Annotated in this window: 17 protein-coding genes; 5 read left to right on the top strand and 12 right to left on the bottom strand. The window is 61.1% G+C overall.

Features of this window, described 5'->3' with window-relative positions; translation table 11 throughout:
• Positions 1 to 130: 130 nt before the first annotated feature.
• Both KGB25_RS22960 and KGB25_RS22955 read right to left on the bottom strand, forming a co-directional pair.
• Positions 131 to 721, bottom strand: a complete 591-nt coding sequence (locus tag KGB25_RS22960; protein ID WP_223436813.1) for a DUF6338 family protein — start codon at positions 719 to 721, stop codon at positions 131 to 133.
• A 170-nt stretch (positions 722 to 891) separates the two neighbouring features.
• The gene (locus tag KGB25_RS22955) at positions 892 to 1,920 is read right to left on the bottom strand and encodes an AraC family transcriptional regulator (RefSeq protein ID WP_223436790.1); all 1,029 of its coding nucleotides are present in this window, start codon (positions 1,918 to 1,920) and stop codon (positions 892 to 894) included.
• Positions 1,921 to 2,086: 166 nt separating this feature from the next.
• Between KGB25_RS22955 and KGB25_RS22950 the strand changes: the two genes are divergently transcribed.
• The 5 genes from KGB25_RS22950 (at position 2,087) to KGB25_RS22930 (ending at position 5,387) form a co-directional block, all read left to right on the top strand.
• Positions 2,087 to 2,938 (top strand): 3-hydroxybutyryl-CoA dehydrogenase, encoded by an 852-nt coding sequence (locus tag KGB25_RS22950; RefSeq protein WP_008032849.1) that lies wholly within the window; start codon positions 2,087 to 2,089, stop codon positions 2,936 to 2,938.
• The gene (locus KGB25_RS22945; RefSeq protein ID WP_008041168.1) at positions 2,925 to 3,527 is read left to right on the top strand and encodes a TetR/AcrR family transcriptional regulator; all 603 of its coding nucleotides are present in this window, start codon (positions 2,925 to 2,927) and stop codon (positions 3,525 to 3,527) included. The genes KGB25_RS22950 and KGB25_RS22945 overlap by 14 nt, the downstream gene beginning before the upstream one ends.
• A 38-nt stretch (positions 3,528 to 3,565) precedes the next feature.
• On the top strand, positions 3,566 to 4,237 hold the full coding sequence (locus KGB25_RS22940) for a hypothetical protein (protein WP_223436788.1): 672 nt from the start codon (positions 3,566 to 3,568) through the stop codon (positions 4,235 to 4,237).
• A gap of 188 nt (positions 4,238 to 4,425) precedes the next feature.
• Positions 4,426 to 4,839, top strand: a complete 414-nt coding sequence (locus KGB25_RS22935) for a VOC family protein (RefSeq protein ID WP_207286372.1) — start codon at positions 4,426 to 4,428, stop codon at positions 4,837 to 4,839.
• A 119-nt stretch (positions 4,840 to 4,958) separates the two neighbouring features.
• The gene (locus KGB25_RS22930; RefSeq protein WP_207286373.1) at positions 4,959 to 5,387 is read left to right on the top strand and encodes a hypothetical protein; all 429 of its coding nucleotides are present in this window, start codon (positions 4,959 to 4,961) and stop codon (positions 5,385 to 5,387) included.
• Positions 5,388 to 5,396: 9 nt separating this feature from the next.
• Here the strand turns inward: KGB25_RS22930 and KGB25_RS22925 are convergent, their stop codons facing one another.
• The 10 genes from KGB25_RS22925 to KGB25_RS22880 form a co-directional block, all read right to left on the bottom strand.
• Positions 5,397 to 6,623, bottom strand: a complete 1,227-nt coding sequence (locus tag KGB25_RS22925) for an RtcB family protein (RefSeq protein WP_223436787.1) — start codon at positions 6,621 to 6,623, stop codon at positions 5,397 to 5,399.
• A 66-nt stretch (positions 6,624 to 6,689) separates the two neighbouring features.
• Complete coding sequence (gene metC, locus KGB25_RS22920) at positions 6,690 to 9,440, bottom strand: cystathionine beta-lyase (protein ID WP_223436785.1); 2,751 nt, start codon at positions 9,438 to 9,440, stop codon at positions 6,690 to 6,692.
• A gap of 23 nt (positions 9,441 to 9,463) precedes the next feature.
• Positions 9,464 to 10,120 carry a glutathione S-transferase N-terminal domain-containing protein gene (locus KGB25_RS22915; RefSeq protein WP_223436783.1) on the bottom strand — a complete coding sequence of 219 codons (657 nt, stop codon included), beginning with the start codon at positions 10,118 to 10,120 and terminating at the stop codon, positions 9,464 to 9,466.
• The gene (locus KGB25_RS22910) at positions 10,117 to 10,713 is read right to left on the bottom strand and encodes a cysteine dioxygenase (RefSeq protein WP_223436781.1); all 597 of its coding nucleotides are present in this window, start codon (positions 10,711 to 10,713) and stop codon (positions 10,117 to 10,119) included. The genes KGB25_RS22915 and KGB25_RS22910 overlap by 4 nt, the downstream gene beginning before the upstream one ends.
• A 17-nt stretch (positions 10,714 to 10,730) precedes the next feature.
• Positions 10,731 to 11,567, bottom strand: a complete 837-nt coding sequence (locus KGB25_RS22905) for an amino acid ABC transporter ATP-binding protein (RefSeq protein ID WP_207286377.1) — start codon at positions 11,565 to 11,567, stop codon at positions 10,731 to 10,733.
• Positions 11,554 to 12,342, bottom strand: a complete 789-nt coding sequence (locus KGB25_RS22900) for an amino acid ABC transporter permease (RefSeq protein ID WP_223436779.1) — start codon at positions 12,340 to 12,342, stop codon at positions 11,554 to 11,556. The genes KGB25_RS22905 and KGB25_RS22900 overlap by 14 nt, the downstream gene beginning before the upstream one ends.
• Positions 12,332 to 13,066, bottom strand: coding sequence for an amino acid ABC transporter permease (locus KGB25_RS22895; RefSeq protein ID WP_192418278.1), 735 nt, complete (start codon positions 13,064 to 13,066; stop codon positions 12,332 to 12,334). Before KGB25_RS22895 ends, KGB25_RS22900 begins: the two co-directional genes overlap by 11 nt.
• Positions 13,063 to 14,274, bottom strand: a complete 1,212-nt coding sequence (locus KGB25_RS22890; protein WP_223436777.1) for an aminotransferase class I/II-fold pyridoxal phosphate-dependent enzyme — start codon at positions 14,272 to 14,274, stop codon at positions 13,063 to 13,065. Before KGB25_RS22890 ends, KGB25_RS22895 begins: the two co-directional genes overlap by 4 nt.
• Positions 14,271 to 15,695 (bottom strand): FAD-binding oxidoreductase, encoded by a 1,425-nt coding sequence (locus KGB25_RS22885; protein ID WP_223436775.1) that lies wholly within the window; start codon positions 15,693 to 15,695, stop codon positions 14,271 to 14,273. The genes KGB25_RS22890 and KGB25_RS22885 overlap by 4 nt, the downstream gene beginning before the upstream one ends.
• Positions 15,692 to 16,543 carry a transporter substrate-binding domain-containing protein gene (locus KGB25_RS22880; RefSeq protein ID WP_223436772.1) on the bottom strand — a complete coding sequence of 284 codons (852 nt, stop codon included), beginning with the start codon at positions 16,541 to 16,543 and terminating at the stop codon, positions 15,692 to 15,694. Before KGB25_RS22880 ends, KGB25_RS22885 begins: the two co-directional genes overlap by 4 nt.
• Between the last annotated feature and the right edge of the window lie 40 nt (positions 16,544 to 16,583).

Below are 16,583 nucleotides of genomic sequence, written 5' to 3'. Positions count from 1 at the left end.
TTCGTAAAGGTGAAGGCCCGATGGGGAACACCAGCCCGGGGGGAAGAGGACCACCATTTTCCCACTCTTCCATCATCCGCCTCAGCTCAGGCGGCATTTCAGTCGGCGCTTTGCATGACATTTGATCACCCTATTGTTTTGCGAATTCGACACAACTCACTTTTGATACATCAATAACCAGGGCCTTTGCCCTACCAGGTAACAGATTGCCGTCGCTATCGATCCAGCGAGGGAACTCCAGAACGAATTGTCCGTTAGCAGGTTCCGATGGCCATTCGCTTGGCCAGCCAAACAGACGTTTCCCTCCGATCAAATGCAATATCACGAAACCCGGTCTCGATGAAAAAGCACTGTACCACTCGCAAGGGAACGATTTTTTAGCCGTTATCTTCAGTTTCCTGAGTAACGCATGAAGCCTGTCGCCATGAGCGATATGACAGGAAAGAAACCCCATCACCAGCGCAATCACTGCCGACCATAACGCCTCCGATTTCCTGTCCCACACGCCGATCGAAAAAAACCGTTCTCCCGCCAGTAGCAACAGTCCTTCCAAACCGACCACCAGCGACTGAATCACAAGCGTAAAAATCAGTGCCTGGACAATCTGTCCAAAAGTGTCCGGGCGCTTGAACGCCGTGAGCGAGTAAAAAATCCACGCCGCTAAAAACCCCGGAAGCAGATACTGCAGTAGCGGGATCACGTCCTTGATCAAGCTGTCCATTGCCCTTTCCAATCCATTGAAAATTCGTCCCGGAGCAAATAAATACAGCACCTCTACAGCCTGTGTCATCCACTGCTGAAGTGCGGTAGTCACAAGAGATTTCGGGACTACAGGCGGGACTACAAGCGAAAAATCCTCCTACATTCAACAAGGAAAAACTGGACAAAAACTCAATCCAGATCCGACGTCACGTGCTCCAAAAACCGCGCTCGATAACGCCCCGGACTCTCCCCCGTCCACTTCTTGAACGCCCGGTGAAACGCACTCGGCTCCTGAAACCCCAACTGTTCGGCAATGTCACCGATGCTGGCCTTGCTCTGCCGCAATTGCTCAAACGCAACCCCGCGCCGCACCTCGTCCTTGATTTCCTGATACGAACATCCTTCCCGCTCCAGCTTGCGGCGAAAGGTGCTGGGGCTCAGATGTTGTTCCAAAGCAAAGGCCTGCAAGGTCGGCCATTGGCTGTAGTGACTGTTGCGCAAACGCTGGTGGACTTGGGACGCGAGCCCATGCTGGTTGCGGAAGCGAATCACCAGCCATTGCGGCGCGGTACGCAGAAACACTTTCAGCGAAGCCAGGTCCTGGACCACCGGCAAGCGCAGGTAGTGGCTGGCGAATTCGATTTCGGTGCGCTCGGCGCCGAAGGTCAGGTTCGGCCCCCAGAGCAAACGGTCATCGCTGAGGGACACGCGCTTGTGGCGGAAGTCCGCGCGGTCGATGGGAATACGCCGACCACCCAGCCAGCACATCAGACTGATCATCAGCACCAGAAAAGTTTCTTCGCCAAAACGCGCAACATCATCGTTTTTCGCGCAGCTATCCAGGCTGATGACTGCACGTTTGCCGCGCACCGTCAGCGTGCCGCGAAAATCGCGAAGGAACAGGGCAAAGTTGTTCAGGCACTGGCGCATGGCTTTGTGCAGGTCTGGTTCCTGAATCAGGGCCCGGCAAATCAGGGCGAAGCTGCCCGGCGGCATGCCGTGGGAGTCGAGCCGGAAGAACTCGTCATCGAGCTCGCGAATCTGGATCAACCAGAGTGCGGCAAACGCACTGGCCGGCACCCGCGACACGGGCTGTTCGATCAACGCCGGGTCGATACCTGCCTGTTCCAGCGCAGCCCGCCGCCGCTGCGGATTGTCCCCCAGCCCATGGATCATCGCCTGCACAAAGTAGGCGGCCACCGAATCCTTTTCCCGCATCTGAACGCTTCGCTCCCCATCACCCGAATGGCAAAAAACACCAGCACCGTTGAACAGTTCCGGCATAGGACAACCGCCCCGCCGGTTCTAGACTCGCGGCCAATAGTACGCCTTCGGCCGCTGTGGCGGCCAAGGTATCGCGGGGTTTGACCGGAAGGACGTGTACATGAATCTGCAAAACATTGGCGTGATCGGCGCAGGCACCATGGGCAACGGCATTGCACAAGTCTGCGCCCAGGCAGGGTTCAACGTGACCTTGATCGATATCTCCGAGAGCGCCCTGCAAAAGGCTGTTGCGACCGTCGGCAAAAACCTCGACCGGCAAGTTGCCAAGGACACGCTGACAGAAGCTCAAAAGCTCGCCGCCCTCGACAAGATCCGCACCAGCACCGACTACAGCAGCTTGCACAACGTGCAACTGGTGATCGAAGCCGCCACCGAAAACCTCGACCTGAAACTGCGCGTGCTGCAACAAATCGCCGCACAGGTCAGCGCCGAGTGTGTGATCGCCTCCAATACGTCGTCACTGTCGATCACCCAACTTGCCGCCAGCGTCAGCCAGCCTGAGCGCTTCATCGGCCTGCACTTCTTCAATCCGGTGCCGGTGATGGGCCTGATCGAAGTGATTCGCGGCCTACAAACCAGCGACGCAACCCACGCCCTGGCGCTGGACATGGCAACCACCCTGGGCAAAACCGCGATCACCGCCGGTAACCGTCCGGGCTTTGTGGTCAACCGGATTCTGGTACCGATGATCAACGAAGCGATCCTGGTGTTTCAGGAAGGCCTGGCCAGCGCCGAAGACATCGACGCCGGGATGCGCCTGGGTTGCAACCAGCCCATCGGCCCGCTGGCACTGGCCGACCTGATTGGCCTGGACACCGTGCTGGCGATTCTTGAAGCCTTCTACGACGGCTTCAACGACAGCAAATACCGCCCCGCGCCACTGCTCAAGGAAATGGTTGCCGCCGGTTATCTGGGACGCAAGACGGGGCGTGGCTTCCATGCCTATGCCTGAGCGTTGCTCACGTTTCGCCGAGTACCGCGACAAGGTGCTGGAGCTGTTTGCCAGCAAAGGTTTCGGTCAGGTCGGCATGCGTGAGCTCGCGACGTGCCTGGGGCTTTCCCCGGGTTCGTTGTATCACCATTACCCCAGCAAACAGCACTTGCTGCTCGACCTGATCGAGGAGTTCTACGAAGAGCTGTTGGCAACCCTGGGGCGCATCGAGCAAAAGTCTCCGGCCAAGCGCGACAGGCTCAACAGCCTGATCCGCGCGCATTTGAATCTGCATCAGGAAATGCCCTGGCATTTTCGTCTGGTGGAACGCGACAGCGGCTGCCTGAATGACGAACAGCAGGCGCGCGTTCGGCAGTTGCGCGAACAGTACGAACGCACATTGCTGCTGATGCTCGGGACCAAACCCCGTCTCAGTGAACAGGCGCAACAGGCCGCCGGACATGCCATCGCCAATCTGCTGAACAGCGCGCCCTGCTGGCTGGCGCACCATCTGCTGGATGAGCCTGAGCGTAATGAACTGCTGGAAAACCTCGTGGCTGGGGCCATTGAGCGTTTGCTGCGACCCTCGGCACCACGTGCAGCGGCCTGAGAAACCAGACCGGTTTCAGTGGATCGAGCGAGCCACCGATGCAAAGCGTAAACCCACGCCGCATAATGGCGCGCCCTCAAACACAAAAAGGAATTCGTGTGTTATCCCGCCCCCGCACCCTCTGGTCATGGCTCTACTACCCCCTGAGCGCTATCGCCGTCTTCGTACTGACGCTGCACATCGCCGCCTTTGACTGGTTGCTGATAACGCCCATCGATGTCGGCGGCACTTTTATGGGGGGAGGCATGGCAACCCAGCTTTACCTGATGGGCTGGGGCGCTGCCAGCGTCGGCCTGTTGCTTGCCGTTGTGTGTCGTTTGCCCGGATCAATCTACGGCTGGATCAGCGCCGGGCTTTTGCCCGTGGGCATTGGCGCCTGGTGGCAACTGAACTATCCGGCAAACGCCGACCAAATGATTTTGAGTACCAGCCGACAGGAGATCGGCGTGGCCATGCTGTTCGGCGCAGTGTTGCTGTGCAGCGGCCTGTATGCCCGCTCGAGGATCAAAAGCCGCGCCTCAAAAACATCGCCGTCACGCTCTGCAATGTCGGGGCGAATGGCCGTGGCGACCACGCTGCTCATCTTGTTTGTCGGTGTGCCCATGGCCATTTTCAAGCAACAGTCGTTACCGCACTGCGCCTTCAACGAAGCCGGTCAACAGTTGACGGTCTGCCTGGGCGAAGACGATGTCCCGGTGGTCGTGGATTGAGCGATAACCCGCACCGTTTCAATAGAAAAAACATCTAAACGATTTTTGCCAATCCCCACCTCTAAGGCTTTGCTAATGCCGTTGTAGGAGCGTGCGGTCTGGATAAACGCGGCGTTCTGGAGACCATCGCGAGCCAGCTCGCTCCTACAGGAAAACCCACCACCGTCTGTTGGCAACGGGAGCAAACAATGAAAATCAATCCCTACCTCATCTTCAACGGCGACTGCAAAGCCGCGTTCACTTTCTATGCCCAGGCCCTTCAAGGCCAGCTCGACGTCATGATGACCTTCGGTGAAAGCCCGGCGCGCGAGCACTTTGCGCCGGACCTGCACAACCTGATCATTCATACCCGCCTGTCGGTGGGCGATCAGGCGATCATGGGGTCGGACACCACACCTGATCGCCCCACGGATGACATGGCCGGTTGTTCGGTCTCGCTGAACGTCGACAGCATTGCCGAGGCGGAACGGGTCTTCAACGCATTGGCGGAAGACGGCAGCGTGCAAATGCCCCTGGAAGCGACCTTCTGGGCCGCACGTTTCGGGATGCTGGTCGACCGGTTTGGTGTGTCGTGGATGGTCAATTGCGAAAAGGATCAGTGACTTTACCGGCAAGCAAACGCCCAACCTGAAAAGGCTGGGCGTTCTGGACACTCCCGGACCGTCTGCTACCGTCAACAGGCCACCCCGCCTCGCAGCAGAACCGTCGGAGGAAACCCACCATGCCTGCCCATGACGCGCCCTGGTCCACCCGTTTGAAAATATCGCTGCTGGCGACAGCGCTCGCCGGAACCCTGCTGGCGTTGAGTGGTTGCGCCACGGTCGATGCCCAGACCACTGCTTATGTGGGTGTCGAGCATCCCGCGCCGACGCTGGCCAGTGAAGTCGTGGTGTTGCGTACCGAACCCCTTCGCCCGCACATTCGATTGGGTGAAGTGCTGATCGATGCCAGCGTTGATCCTGCCCCCCCGATCACCCAGGTAGAAGGAAAACTTCGGGACGAGTCAGCCAAGCTCGGTGGCGATGCCGTGGTGGTGGTCTACGACCATATCCAACCGATGGGCGCTTATGTCAACGGGCCGCTGTGGGCTCGCGATGTAAGAACCATTGAGGGACGCAAACTCAAAGGGATCGTGATCAAGTATCGGTAGCGGCCGCGCCTAACCCTTCACGCACACCACCTGACGCAAGGTATGCAGCACTTCCACCAGCTCGCGTTGGGCGTGCATCACGCGGTCGATGTCTTTGTAGGCCATCGGTATTTCATCGATCACCGCCGCATCCTTGCGGCACTCGACGTGGGCGGTGGCGCGGATCTGATCTTCGACGGTGAACAGGCTTTTCGCTTTGGTACGGCTCATGGTGCGGCCAGCACCGTGGCTACAGGAGCAGAACGATTGCTCGTTGCCGAGCCCGCGAACGATGAAGCTTTTCGCGCCCATCGATCCCGGAATGATCCCCAGCTCCCCCCTCTGCGCCGACACCGCGCCTTTGCGGGTGACCAGGATTTCCTGACCAAAATGCCGCTCTTTCTGCACGTAGTTGTGGTGGCAGTTCACCGCCTCCAGGGCGACGTCGAACGGCTTGCCGATCACTTTCCGTGCCGCCTGAATCACCGATTGCATCATCAAGGCACGGTTCTGCCTGGCGAAATCCTGGGCCCAACCGACGGCTTCAACGTAATCATCAAAATGCCGGCTGCCTTCTTCGAAGTAAGCCAGGTCACGGTCTGGCAAATTGGCGATGTGCTGGCGCATGTCGGCCTGGGCCAGTTGAATGAACAAGCAGCCAATGGCGTTGCCAACCCCGCGTGAGCCGCTGTGCAGCATGAACCAGACCCGATTGGCCTCATCCAGGCACACCTCAATGAAGTGGTTGCCGCTGCCCAACGTGCCCAAGTGCCCTCGATTGTTGGTGCTGGCGAGTTTCGGGTACTTATCGGTAATCGCCTTGAACCGTGGGTTCAAGGCAGACCAGGCATGATCGGCCTGTTTCGGAACGCTGTCCCAGGCACCTTTGTCCCGCACCCCACGACCAACGGTGCGCCCATGGGGCACCGCTTTCTCTATCGCGCAACGCAAGCCATGTAGGTTGTCCGGTAAATCAGCGGCGGTCAGCGACGTGCACGCGGCGATCATGCCGCAGCCAATATCCACCCCGACTGCGGCGGGGATGATCGCGCCCACGGTAGGAATCACACTGCCGATGGTCGAGCCCTTGCCCAGGTGCACGTCGGGCATCACCGCCAAGTGCTTGAAGATGAACGGCATCTTCGCGGTGTTGATCAATTGCTGCCTGGCTTCGTTTTCTACCGGAACGCCTTCGGTCCAGAGCTTGATCGGTTTGCCGTTGGCGACTTCCAGCAGTTGATAGGTACGGTCTTGCATGATTCGGTTCTTTCCGGTGGCCGATGATCCGGCGCTGTGCTGAAGACTCAGCCGTGCGCTGAGTCTTCATGATATCGCAGCGAAACCACGTTGCAGATCCTCAATCAACGCCTCGACATCCTCCAGCCCGATGTGCAAGCGCAGCACCGGATTCAATGAACGGTCCGCCGCACTCTGGCGATCCTGGGTGTCGGCCACGGTGATCAGACTTTCGAAACCGCCCCAGGACGCGCCCAATCCGAACAGCTGTAACGCATCGATGAAGCGCTCGACATAAGCGGCGTCCGCCTCGTTCAGCTCAAAGGACAGCAAGCCGTTGCTGCCCTTGAAGTCCCGTTGCCACAAGGTGTGGCCAGGGTGGTCGGGCAATGCCGGATGGAACACCCGTTTCACCTGCGGTTGCGCTTGCAGCCAATGGGCGATTTCCAGCGCCTGGCGCTCATGCACCTCCAGTCTCGGTGCCAGTGTTCGTGCGCCGCGCAATACCAGATAGGCGTCATCCGGGCTGACGGTGACGCCAAAGGTGTCGCTCATGGAGGCCAGCGGTTGCCAGACTTCTTCGCGGACGCAGACGCTGCCCATGACCACATCACTGTGACCACACAGGTACTTGGTCAGCGCCATGATCGAGATGTCCGCGCCGAGGGTCAGCGGTCGGTACAGGTAACCCGAGCCCCAGGTGTTGTCGACGGCCAGCAGAATGCCTCGCGGTTTGCACAGGGCGGCGATGGCCGGCAGGTCGCAGAGTTCGTACAGCAAGGAGCCCGGGACTTCGGTGTAGACCATTTTGGTGTTGGCTTGCAGTTGCACCTGCAAGTCGCTGCCGTCAGGGACGAAGTAGCTGACCTGGATGCCGAACGGTTCAAGAAATTCCCGGGCCAGACGCCGCACCGGTGCATACACCGCATCGGTGATCAGCACATGATCGCCGGGGCGCAGGTAGGCCAGAAACGTCTGCGCGACCGCCGCCAGCCCGGTGCCGAACAGTCGCGTGCGATAACCGCCTTCCAGTTCGGTGACCAGGTCTTCGAGGGCGAACGCGGTTGGATTGCCGCGCGCGCCGTAACTCAACACCCGCTCGGTGTCACGGCGGGCACGGGCGTCACGCATTTGCGCGAGGTTGTCGAACAGTACCGTGCTCAGACGGGTGACCGGCACGTTGACCGAACGACCGCCACTGCCCTGCTCCGTGCGTGCCGAATGGACCAGGCGTGTGCGTACCCGCGCGTCCTCGGTGGCGTGAGGTTGCAGCGGTTTGAGACTGGCGATCTCATCGTCGCTCATCTGCGCCAGCAAGCCGATTTCCCAGGCCAGGTACTGCCGCGCCGCGTCCTTGTTGCCGGAGTGCCGATCATGGGTGAAGAACAGGAAATCGATGCACTGTTCATTGGCCGGCGTGTCCGGACTTTCCTGCACGGTGAATCCGGCCGCACGCCAGGCAGCGAGTCCGCCTTCCAGCAGTCGCAGTTGTGCGCGCTGGGTTTCCGGCAATTCCTGCGCCGCGAATGCGGCCAGCAATGGATCATCGGCCACCAAGACCAATGGCCGGTGCTCACCGGCTACGTGCGTCGCGAGCAGCGAACGAATCGACCAGCGAAAGCCGGCAATATGGCCCTTGCGAAAGGTCATGCTCGGGCGCAAATCGATCAGCGCGACGGTGTCGTCCTTCAACGCGTCAGACAGTGCCTGCACCGAGATCGATGGCAATGCCTCAGGGGCGGCAACTTCGGCCTCGGGCAACGCCAGATCGCTGCTCACGCCACCTTCAAGCACATACGCCTCATGCCCCAACTGGCGCAGCCAGCTCGCGACAATCGGCGCACGCACACCATCGCTGTCGATCAGCACCAACCGCGCCTGACGCACGCCGACATACAGGTCGGTGGATTGAATCAACTGCCCGCCCGGCGTGTGTTGTGAACCGGGCAGACTGCCAGCGGCAAACTCCTCGGCAGTGCGCACGTCGCACAGAAACAGACTGCGCCCGACCTCTTCGGCCCACTGCGCGACTTGCTGGGCCACAACGGTTTTCACCCCAGACCGCTCCGCCAGTCCGGCAGCGGCCACACGCTGTGCGGCCAAGGGCGCAACAGACACGGCATCGGCATAACGACGGCTGCTGCCGTGCTCCAGCTGAAAATCTTCGAGGTACCAGCCCTGAGTACCGTTCTCCAACGCGTAGACCGGATTCTTCAAGCCCAGGTTGATCAGCGTTTGCGCGCCGATAATGCTGCGGGTCCGGCCGGCGCAATTGACCACGATTGGCGTGGTGTCATCCGGCACCAGATCATGGATGCGATAACCCAGTTCACCATTCGGGCAGCACACGGAACCGGGAATGGTCATCTTGCGGTATTCATCGAACGGCCGACCGTCCAGCACCACCAGCGGCTCGCCACGGCCTTGCCATTCGGCCAACTGCTGCGCGGTGACATGCGGCGTGTGGCTGGCCTCCTCCACCAATTCGCCGAACGCCTTGGACGGCACATGCACGCCGGCAAACAGCTGATAACCGGCAGCCTGCCAGCCATCGGCGCCACCCTCGAGAACGTGCACGCGCTCATACCCCAACGCCTGAAGACGCTGGGCAGAACGCGTGGCGACATCGCCGCCACTCTGGTCATAGATCACCAGCCGCACCTGAAGGTTCGGCGCCAGCCGCCGAGCCTCCAGTTCCAGTCGGCTGTAGGGCAGATTGACCCCGAAAAACAGATGGGCCTCGCCATACTGGCCGTGTTCGCGCACATCAAACAGGGCGATTTCCTGCCCGTCGAACAGCCACTGTTGCAATTGCCCTGGGGTTACGGTCTGGCTCATGGAAGTCCCGCTTGAAAAAGAAATTATTGAAGCGCCAGAGAGCGCTCATTGGCCGCCACGTCGCGGCCCTTCGCATACGCACGCTGAATCGCCGGCCGTGCCTTGAGGCGTTCGCGCCAGGCGTGGATGTGCGGGAAGTCCGCCAGGTCCTGGCCCTGACGTTGCGGCTGGATCCACGGGAAAATCGCCATGTCGGCAATGGAGTACTCGCCCGCTACATACGGCACGTCAGCCAGACGCGTTTCCAGCACCCGATACAGCCGCGTCGCTTCGGCATTGAGCAGGTCGAGAGCGAACGGAATCGGTTGCGGCGCCTTCTCCTTGAACACCTGCAACTGACTCAGGTACGGCGTGATATGCCCCACCTGCCAGAACAGCCATTCCTGGACTTTCTGCCGCTCGACGCTGCCGGCAGCGGGCAGAAAACGCCCGGCCTTATCGGCCAGGTAATTGAGAATGGCGCCGGATTCGAACAGGTTCAGCGGTTCGCTCAAACCCTCGGGTGCATGGTCGACAATCGCCGGGATCCGCCCATTGGCGCTGATCCGCTGGAACGCCTCCTGCTTCTGCTCGCCCTCGCGGATGTTGATCGGCACCACCCGGTAATCCAGCCCGAGTTCTTCGAGCAGGATGCCGATCTTCAAGCCGTTGCCGGTCGGCCAGTAGTACAAATCGATCATGCGTAGGCCTTGATCGACGGCGCCATTTGCGAGGCGTTGTAATTGAGAATGCGCCCGTCCGCTTCGACGCCATAACGGCCGTTGAGCGACTCCAGCGGCAAGCCGTAGAGATGGAAATGCAAGGTCGCACTCTCGCCTTCAACGCGAATGCCGTGCAGGTCTTCACCGAGAAACGAAATCGACGTGCCGGGTTGCACGACCACTTCCTTTTGCAGGTGCAGGGTGGTGAAACCTGGCTCGCGGCCTTCGTCATCGCGACCATAGACGTAGTTGATCTCCTGGCCTTCGACGGCGCTGATGATCGCCCAGGTTTCGTGGTTGTGCGGGAGCGTGCTTTTGCCCGGCAACAACGAGTTCAGGTACAGCGTCGGCGTGTCGCCGTCGTCATTCAGACGGTAGCGAAACGCGGTGCTGCCCTGCCCCGGCACTGGCGCGGGAAAAGCGTCGAAATTGAACAGATCCCGGCGCTCGGCCAGGGCTTCCAGCAGGGAGACGATCTCCACCAGCGCGGCGCGGTCGACGCCGCGTTGGTTGATGACACGGATTTTCTTCAGGAAATCCTCAATGACGGCGGCACGGTTTTCGGTACTCATGGACAGGCTCCTCGGTATTAGACGGACAGGCTGTAGCGACCCAGGTTGGTCAGCAGATACGGATCGTTGGCAACGGCGGGACGGCGTCCCGGATCACCCAAGGCATGGCGCAGGAATTCCTGGGTGCGCTCGCTGCTCGGGTGCTGGAAAATCTGTGCGGCGCTGCCGTGTTCGACGATCACGCCGTTTTCGGTGAAGTAGACGATGTCGCTGATCTCTTCGGCGAAGCGCATTTCGTGGGTGACCAACACACAGGTCATGCCCTCTTCGGTCAGCTCGCGAATCACCGTCAGCACTTCGCCGACGGTTTCCGGGTCAAGGGCCGAGGTCACTTCATCGAACAGGATCAATTCCGGGCGCATCGCCAGCGCCCGGGCTATCGCCACACGTTGTTGCTGGCCGCCGGACAGTTGCCCCGGATAGGCATCAGCCTTGTGCTCCATGCGCACTTTCGCCAGCAAGGCACGCGCTTCTTTTTCGGCCTCGATGCGGCTGCGCCCCAACACCTTGCGCGGCGCAATCACCAGGTTCTCCAGCACCGACAAATGCGGGAACAGGTTGTACTGCTGAAAGACAAACCCCACGCGCTTGCGCAACTCGATGCGCTGGGCTTCCTGCGCCAGCGTATGCACCTCGGTGGTGCCGACGCGGATGCTGCCGCGCTGGGGCTGTAACAACCCGGTGATGCAGCGCAGGATGGTCGATTTGCCGGAACCGGACGGGCCGATGATCGACACCGCCTGCCCACGATGAACGTCGAGGTCGATGCCTTTGAGCACCGGATTATTGGCGAACGACAGGTGCAAATCGCGCAGGCTGACCAGAGGCTCGGCGACGGTTTCAGTAGAAGGCATAACGTCGCTCCAGGCGTTGGGTAAGACGGGAAATCGGGTAGCAATACGCGAAGAACAGCACCAGCAGGCTCAGGTAAATCACCACGGTGAAGCCGGTCATGTTCACGGTGTTGCTGGCGATCTGGGCGGTGTCGATCACGTCATGCACACCCACCAGCGAGGCCAGCGCCGTGCCCATGGTGATCACCGCATACAGGTTCATCCACGGCGGCAACATGCGTTTGAAGCACTGCGGCAGGATGATCGAGCGGAAAATCTGCCCACGTGTGAACGCCAGCGAACGGGCCGATTCCCACTGTGTGCTCGGGATCGAAGCGATGGCGCCACGGAAGATTTCCGCGACGTTGGCGCTTGCTGGCAAGGCCAGGCCAATGGTCACCTTGACCCAGTCTGGGAACGAGATGTAGGCGCTGCCGATCTTGATCTCGAACGGGAACACATAGGTGGTGAAATAGATCAGCACCAGCCACGGCGCATTGCGGAAAATCTGCACCCAGATCCGCGCGGGCAAGCGCAGCAGACGCAGCGGCGACAACGCCAGTGCGCCCACCAGCAACCCCAGCACCGACCCCAGCGCAATGGCGACCAGACTGATCAGAATGTTTTGCCCGAAGCCCACGGCCAGGGCTGGCGACCATTGCAGCAGCGCCTTCAGCACCGGGCTTTGCGGGGCAAACCACAGCAGCCCGGGCACGATGAAGATCAGCAGCAACAATTTGCCGACATGCCGCCGTGGCCAGGTCACCGGCGCGGTGACGGACGATTCAATGGCCATAGCCGGGCATCCTCAGGCGCGCTTCGAGGTAGCGCCCCACACAATTGACGATAAAACTCAGCAGACCGAAAAAGCTCAGAATCAGGATCATCAGTTCCAGCACGTTATCGCTCTGGGTCCAGATCATGATCGACGCGTAGGTGATATCGCCCACGGCAATCGCCGAGGCGACGGCGGTCATTTTCACCAGGTCAATCAGGTTGTTGATCAGCGATGGCAAAGCGAAGCGCAAGGCCAGCGGCAGTTGCACGTTCCACAACAACTGCCGAGCGTTGAACGCCAGGGAACTGGCCGCTTCCAGCGTCACGCTCGGCACGGCCTCGATGCCGGCTCGCAAGGCTTCGGCATGGAATGCGCCCTTGTGCAGCGAGATCACGATCACCACCCAGGCGAACGGCGTCAGCGGGTTCGCCGCGCCGACGGCCTGGGTCAGCAACATGTTCAGCACCAGGAAGGCGCAATACAGTTGCACCAGCGTCGGCGTGTTGCGGGTGACTTCGACGAACACCCGCGCCGGTTTCGCCAGCCACGGCTTGCCCGACGTCAGCATCGCCGCCAATCCCACGCCGGCGAGCAAACTGCCGACGATGGTGAACAGGCACAACAGCACCGTGGTCAGCGCACCCTGCACCAGGGTGCCGCGTTGGTAGGCATCCAGCAGAAAGCTGTAGTTCAGGCCGAATCCGGCGCTCCAGTGGACGAAAAGCTCCAGCCAGTGACTCATGCCGTACCCCGCAGTTGCGCGCAGGCCCGGGCAATGCGGCGTCCGGCTTCAGCCACGCTGTCGGTCGCGGTGGCGATGGACAGGCGGAACCACGGCGACAGGCCATAAGCACTGCCCGCCACCCCGGCCACGCCCTCCTCCAGCAAATACTCGACGACGTCGGCGTCGCTGTTCAAACGGATGCCGTCAGGACGATAACGGCCCAGCAAACCGGCGCAGCGCACAAACACGAAGAAACCACCCTGAGGCTCAAGCACTTCGAGACCGTCTACGTCGCGCAACGTACCCACCAACACATCCCTTCTCAGTTGATAAGCCGCAACGTGCTCGGGCAGGAAATCCAGTCCTCCGTCAAAGGCCGCCAATGCGGCCGCTTGCCCCACCGAGGAAGCCCCGGAAGTCGATTGCGACTGCACGACCGCCATGGCGCCCGTCAGCAGTTGTGGTCCGGCACCGAAACCGATGCGCCAACCCGTCATCGCGTAGGTCTTGGACACACCACCGACCAGCAGGCAGCGCGCTTGCAGATCCGGCGCGACATTGAGCAGGCTCTGCGGCGGCTGACCGTCGAAACGGATGTGCTCATAGAGTTCATCCAGCAGGATCAACACCTGCGGATGACGGCGCAGCACCTCGGCGAGCGCCTGCAACTCGGCCGCGCTGTAAACCGCGCCGCTGGGATTGCCAGGGCCGTTGAGGATCAACCAGCGCGTGCGCTCGCCGATGTGTTGCTCCAGTTGCGCGGCTGTCAGCTTGCAGCCCTGCTCCAGACCGCATTCGATAAACACCGGCTCGCCACCGTTGAAACGCACGCTGTCCGGAAACGACGGCCAGTACGGCGTGGGCACCAGCACTTCATCGCCCTCGTCGAGGGTCGCGGCAAAGGCGTTGAAGATGATTTGCTTGGCACCGTTGGCAATCACGATGGAGGGCAGCGAATACTCCAGAGCGTTTTCGCGCTGGAGCTTGCGCTGCACAGCAAGTCGCAAAGCCTTCACGCCCGGCGTCGGCGTGTACTTGGTGGCACCGGCGGCGATGGCGGCATATGCCGCCTGCTTGATGTGTTCGGGCGTGTCGAAATCCGGCTCGCCGGTGGTCAGGTCGAGAATGTCGCGACCGGCTTCGCGCAACTCGGTAGCGCGGGATTTGGCGGCGGCGTTGGCCGACAAGGACACACGCTGCACTCGCCTGGAAAGTCTTAGTGTCATGGCTGGGCAACCTCCACGACCTTGCCCGGATTGAGCAGATTTTTTGGGTCCAGCGCTTGCTTGATGCGCCGCATCAGATCCAGCTCCACCGGGCTTTTGTAGCGATCCAGCAGGCCCAGCTTGCGTTGGCCGATGCCGTGTTCGGCGCTGATCGAGCCGCCGTGGGCATGGGCGCTGTCGTGAACCAGCAGGCTGAGCGCCGCGTAGTTCGCCATGTGCGCATCCACCGTCGAATCCAGCGGATGAGCGACGTTGTAATGCAGGTTGCCGTCGCCCAGATGGCCGAAGGTGAAATGCCGGACACCGGGAAAGTGCGCCTGCAACAGCGCATCGGTGTGGCTGACGAACGCCACGACCTGGGAAATCGGCACCGAGATGTCGTGCTTCATGTTGCGGCCGGCACGTTTCTGCGCCTCGCTCATGTTCTCGCGCAACAGCCAAAGCGCTTCACTTTGCGCGAGGCTTTCGGCGATCAGCGCATTGGCCAGCAAGTCTTTTTCGAACGCATCGCCGAGCACCACTTCAAAGGCTTCGCGGGCGTGAGTTTCGCTGTGGTTATCCGAGAGTTCCAGCAACGCGAACCAGGGTTGGCTGACACCGATAAAAGGTTGCGGCCCCTCGGGAAATTGCTCGCGCAGCAACGCCAGGCAATCGGCACTGAGCAGTTCAAAAGCGGTGAGGCTGGCGCCAAACCCGGCGCGGGCATGGGACAGGAATTGCACCGCCTGCGCCAGCGAGTCGAAGGCCAGCAACGCCGTGGCTTGTGCCTTGGGCAGCGGGAACAGTTTCAGCGTGGCGGCGGTGATAATGCCGAGGGTGCCTTCACTGCCGATGTACAGGTCGCGCAGGTCATAACCGGTGTTGTCCTTGCGCAGACCGCGCAGGCCATTCCAGATTTCACCCTCGGCGGTCACCACTTCCAGCCCCAGCGTCAGTTCGCGGGTATTGCCGTAGCGCAACACGGCGGTGCCGCCGGCGTTGGTGCCGAGGTTACCGCCAATCGTGCAACTGCCTTCGGCGCCCAGGCTCAGAGGAAACAGGCGACCGGCCTCACGGGCGACGTCCTGCACGTTTTGCAGAATGCAGCCGGCTTCGACAGTCAGCGTGTCGTTGTCGGTGTCCACGACGCGCACCCGGTTCAGGCGATCCAGCAACAGCAACACCGCATGGCCGCTGGCGTCCGGGGTGGCGCCGCCCATCAGGCCAGTGTTGCCGCCCTGCACCACCACGGGTGTATCGGCGGCCACGCAGGCGCGGACCACTGCCGCGACCTCTTCGGTATTGGCCGGGTGCACGGCGGCAATGACCTGGCCGACGTAACGGCCCTGTTTATCGGTCAGGTACGGCGCGGCCTCTTCGCTGCTCTGCACATGGCTGGCGCCGAGTAGTTGCTGCAAGTCCGCGAACAACCCCTGACTCATGGCAGCACCGCCAGCGGCGCGGCGTTGCGATATTTTTCGTGCAAGTCACGCAGGGCTTGAGACGGCGCCATGCCGGTGCGTTCGCCCAGTTCGATCAACCAGCCACTGCGGTGCCAGTCGCGCACGATGGCATCGAGTTTCGCCTGGGTATCGTGCTCGCCTTTGCGCAACCAGATCACCGAGTTGGAGGGGATCAAATCACCCGGCAGCGGGATTTCATAACCGGCCCACTCGGCATCGCTCAACAACGCATGCATGGTCGGGCTGACATGCACCGCCGCCACGCAGCCATTGCCGCGCAGCGACAACAGCGACTCGGACTGGCTGCGGAACGCCTTGATCTCGGCGCCGTAGGTTTCCTGCAACGGCTTGATGAAGTTGCTGCCCTGGGACACGCACACCGGCTTGCCCTTGAGGTCGGCCCATTGGGTAATGCCCGAGCCTTTGCGAATCAACGCCGCGCCGCCCACCTCTTCATAAGGCGTGGGCACGTAATCGAGGATCTCGGCGCGCTCGTCGGTGAACTGCATGTTGGCGATCAGGATGTCGACCTTGCCCTGCTGCAAAAACTGCACGCGGTTCGGCGCCAGGACCGAGACGGTGTTGGCTTCGACACCCAAGGCCTTGGCAACGCCTTTGGCCAGTTCGACGTTGTAGCCCAGGTGCTCGCCCGTCTTCGGGTCGATGGTGCCGAACGGCGGCCCGCTGAGAATCACCCCGACACTGATGGCGTGGCGCTGCTCGATCTTGTCCAGCGTGGCATCGGCTTGAGCCAGGCTCGCGCCCAACACGACAGCGCCGGCCAGGCAAAGCGAGGACAGGGTTTTTACGGAAAAATAGCGATTCATGCGCGACTACCTTGAACAGCCGTCGCGCAATGCGCCGGCG

This window comes from Pseudomonas sp. BF-RE-21, from assembly GCF_019947305.1.
GTDB classification, from domain to species: Bacteria; Pseudomonadota; Gammaproteobacteria; order Pseudomonadales; family Pseudomonadaceae; genus Aquipseudomonas; species Aquipseudomonas migulae.
The sequence above is the reverse complement of the archived record's forward strand: the minus strand, read 5'-3'. Positions and strand labels throughout refer to the sequence as shown.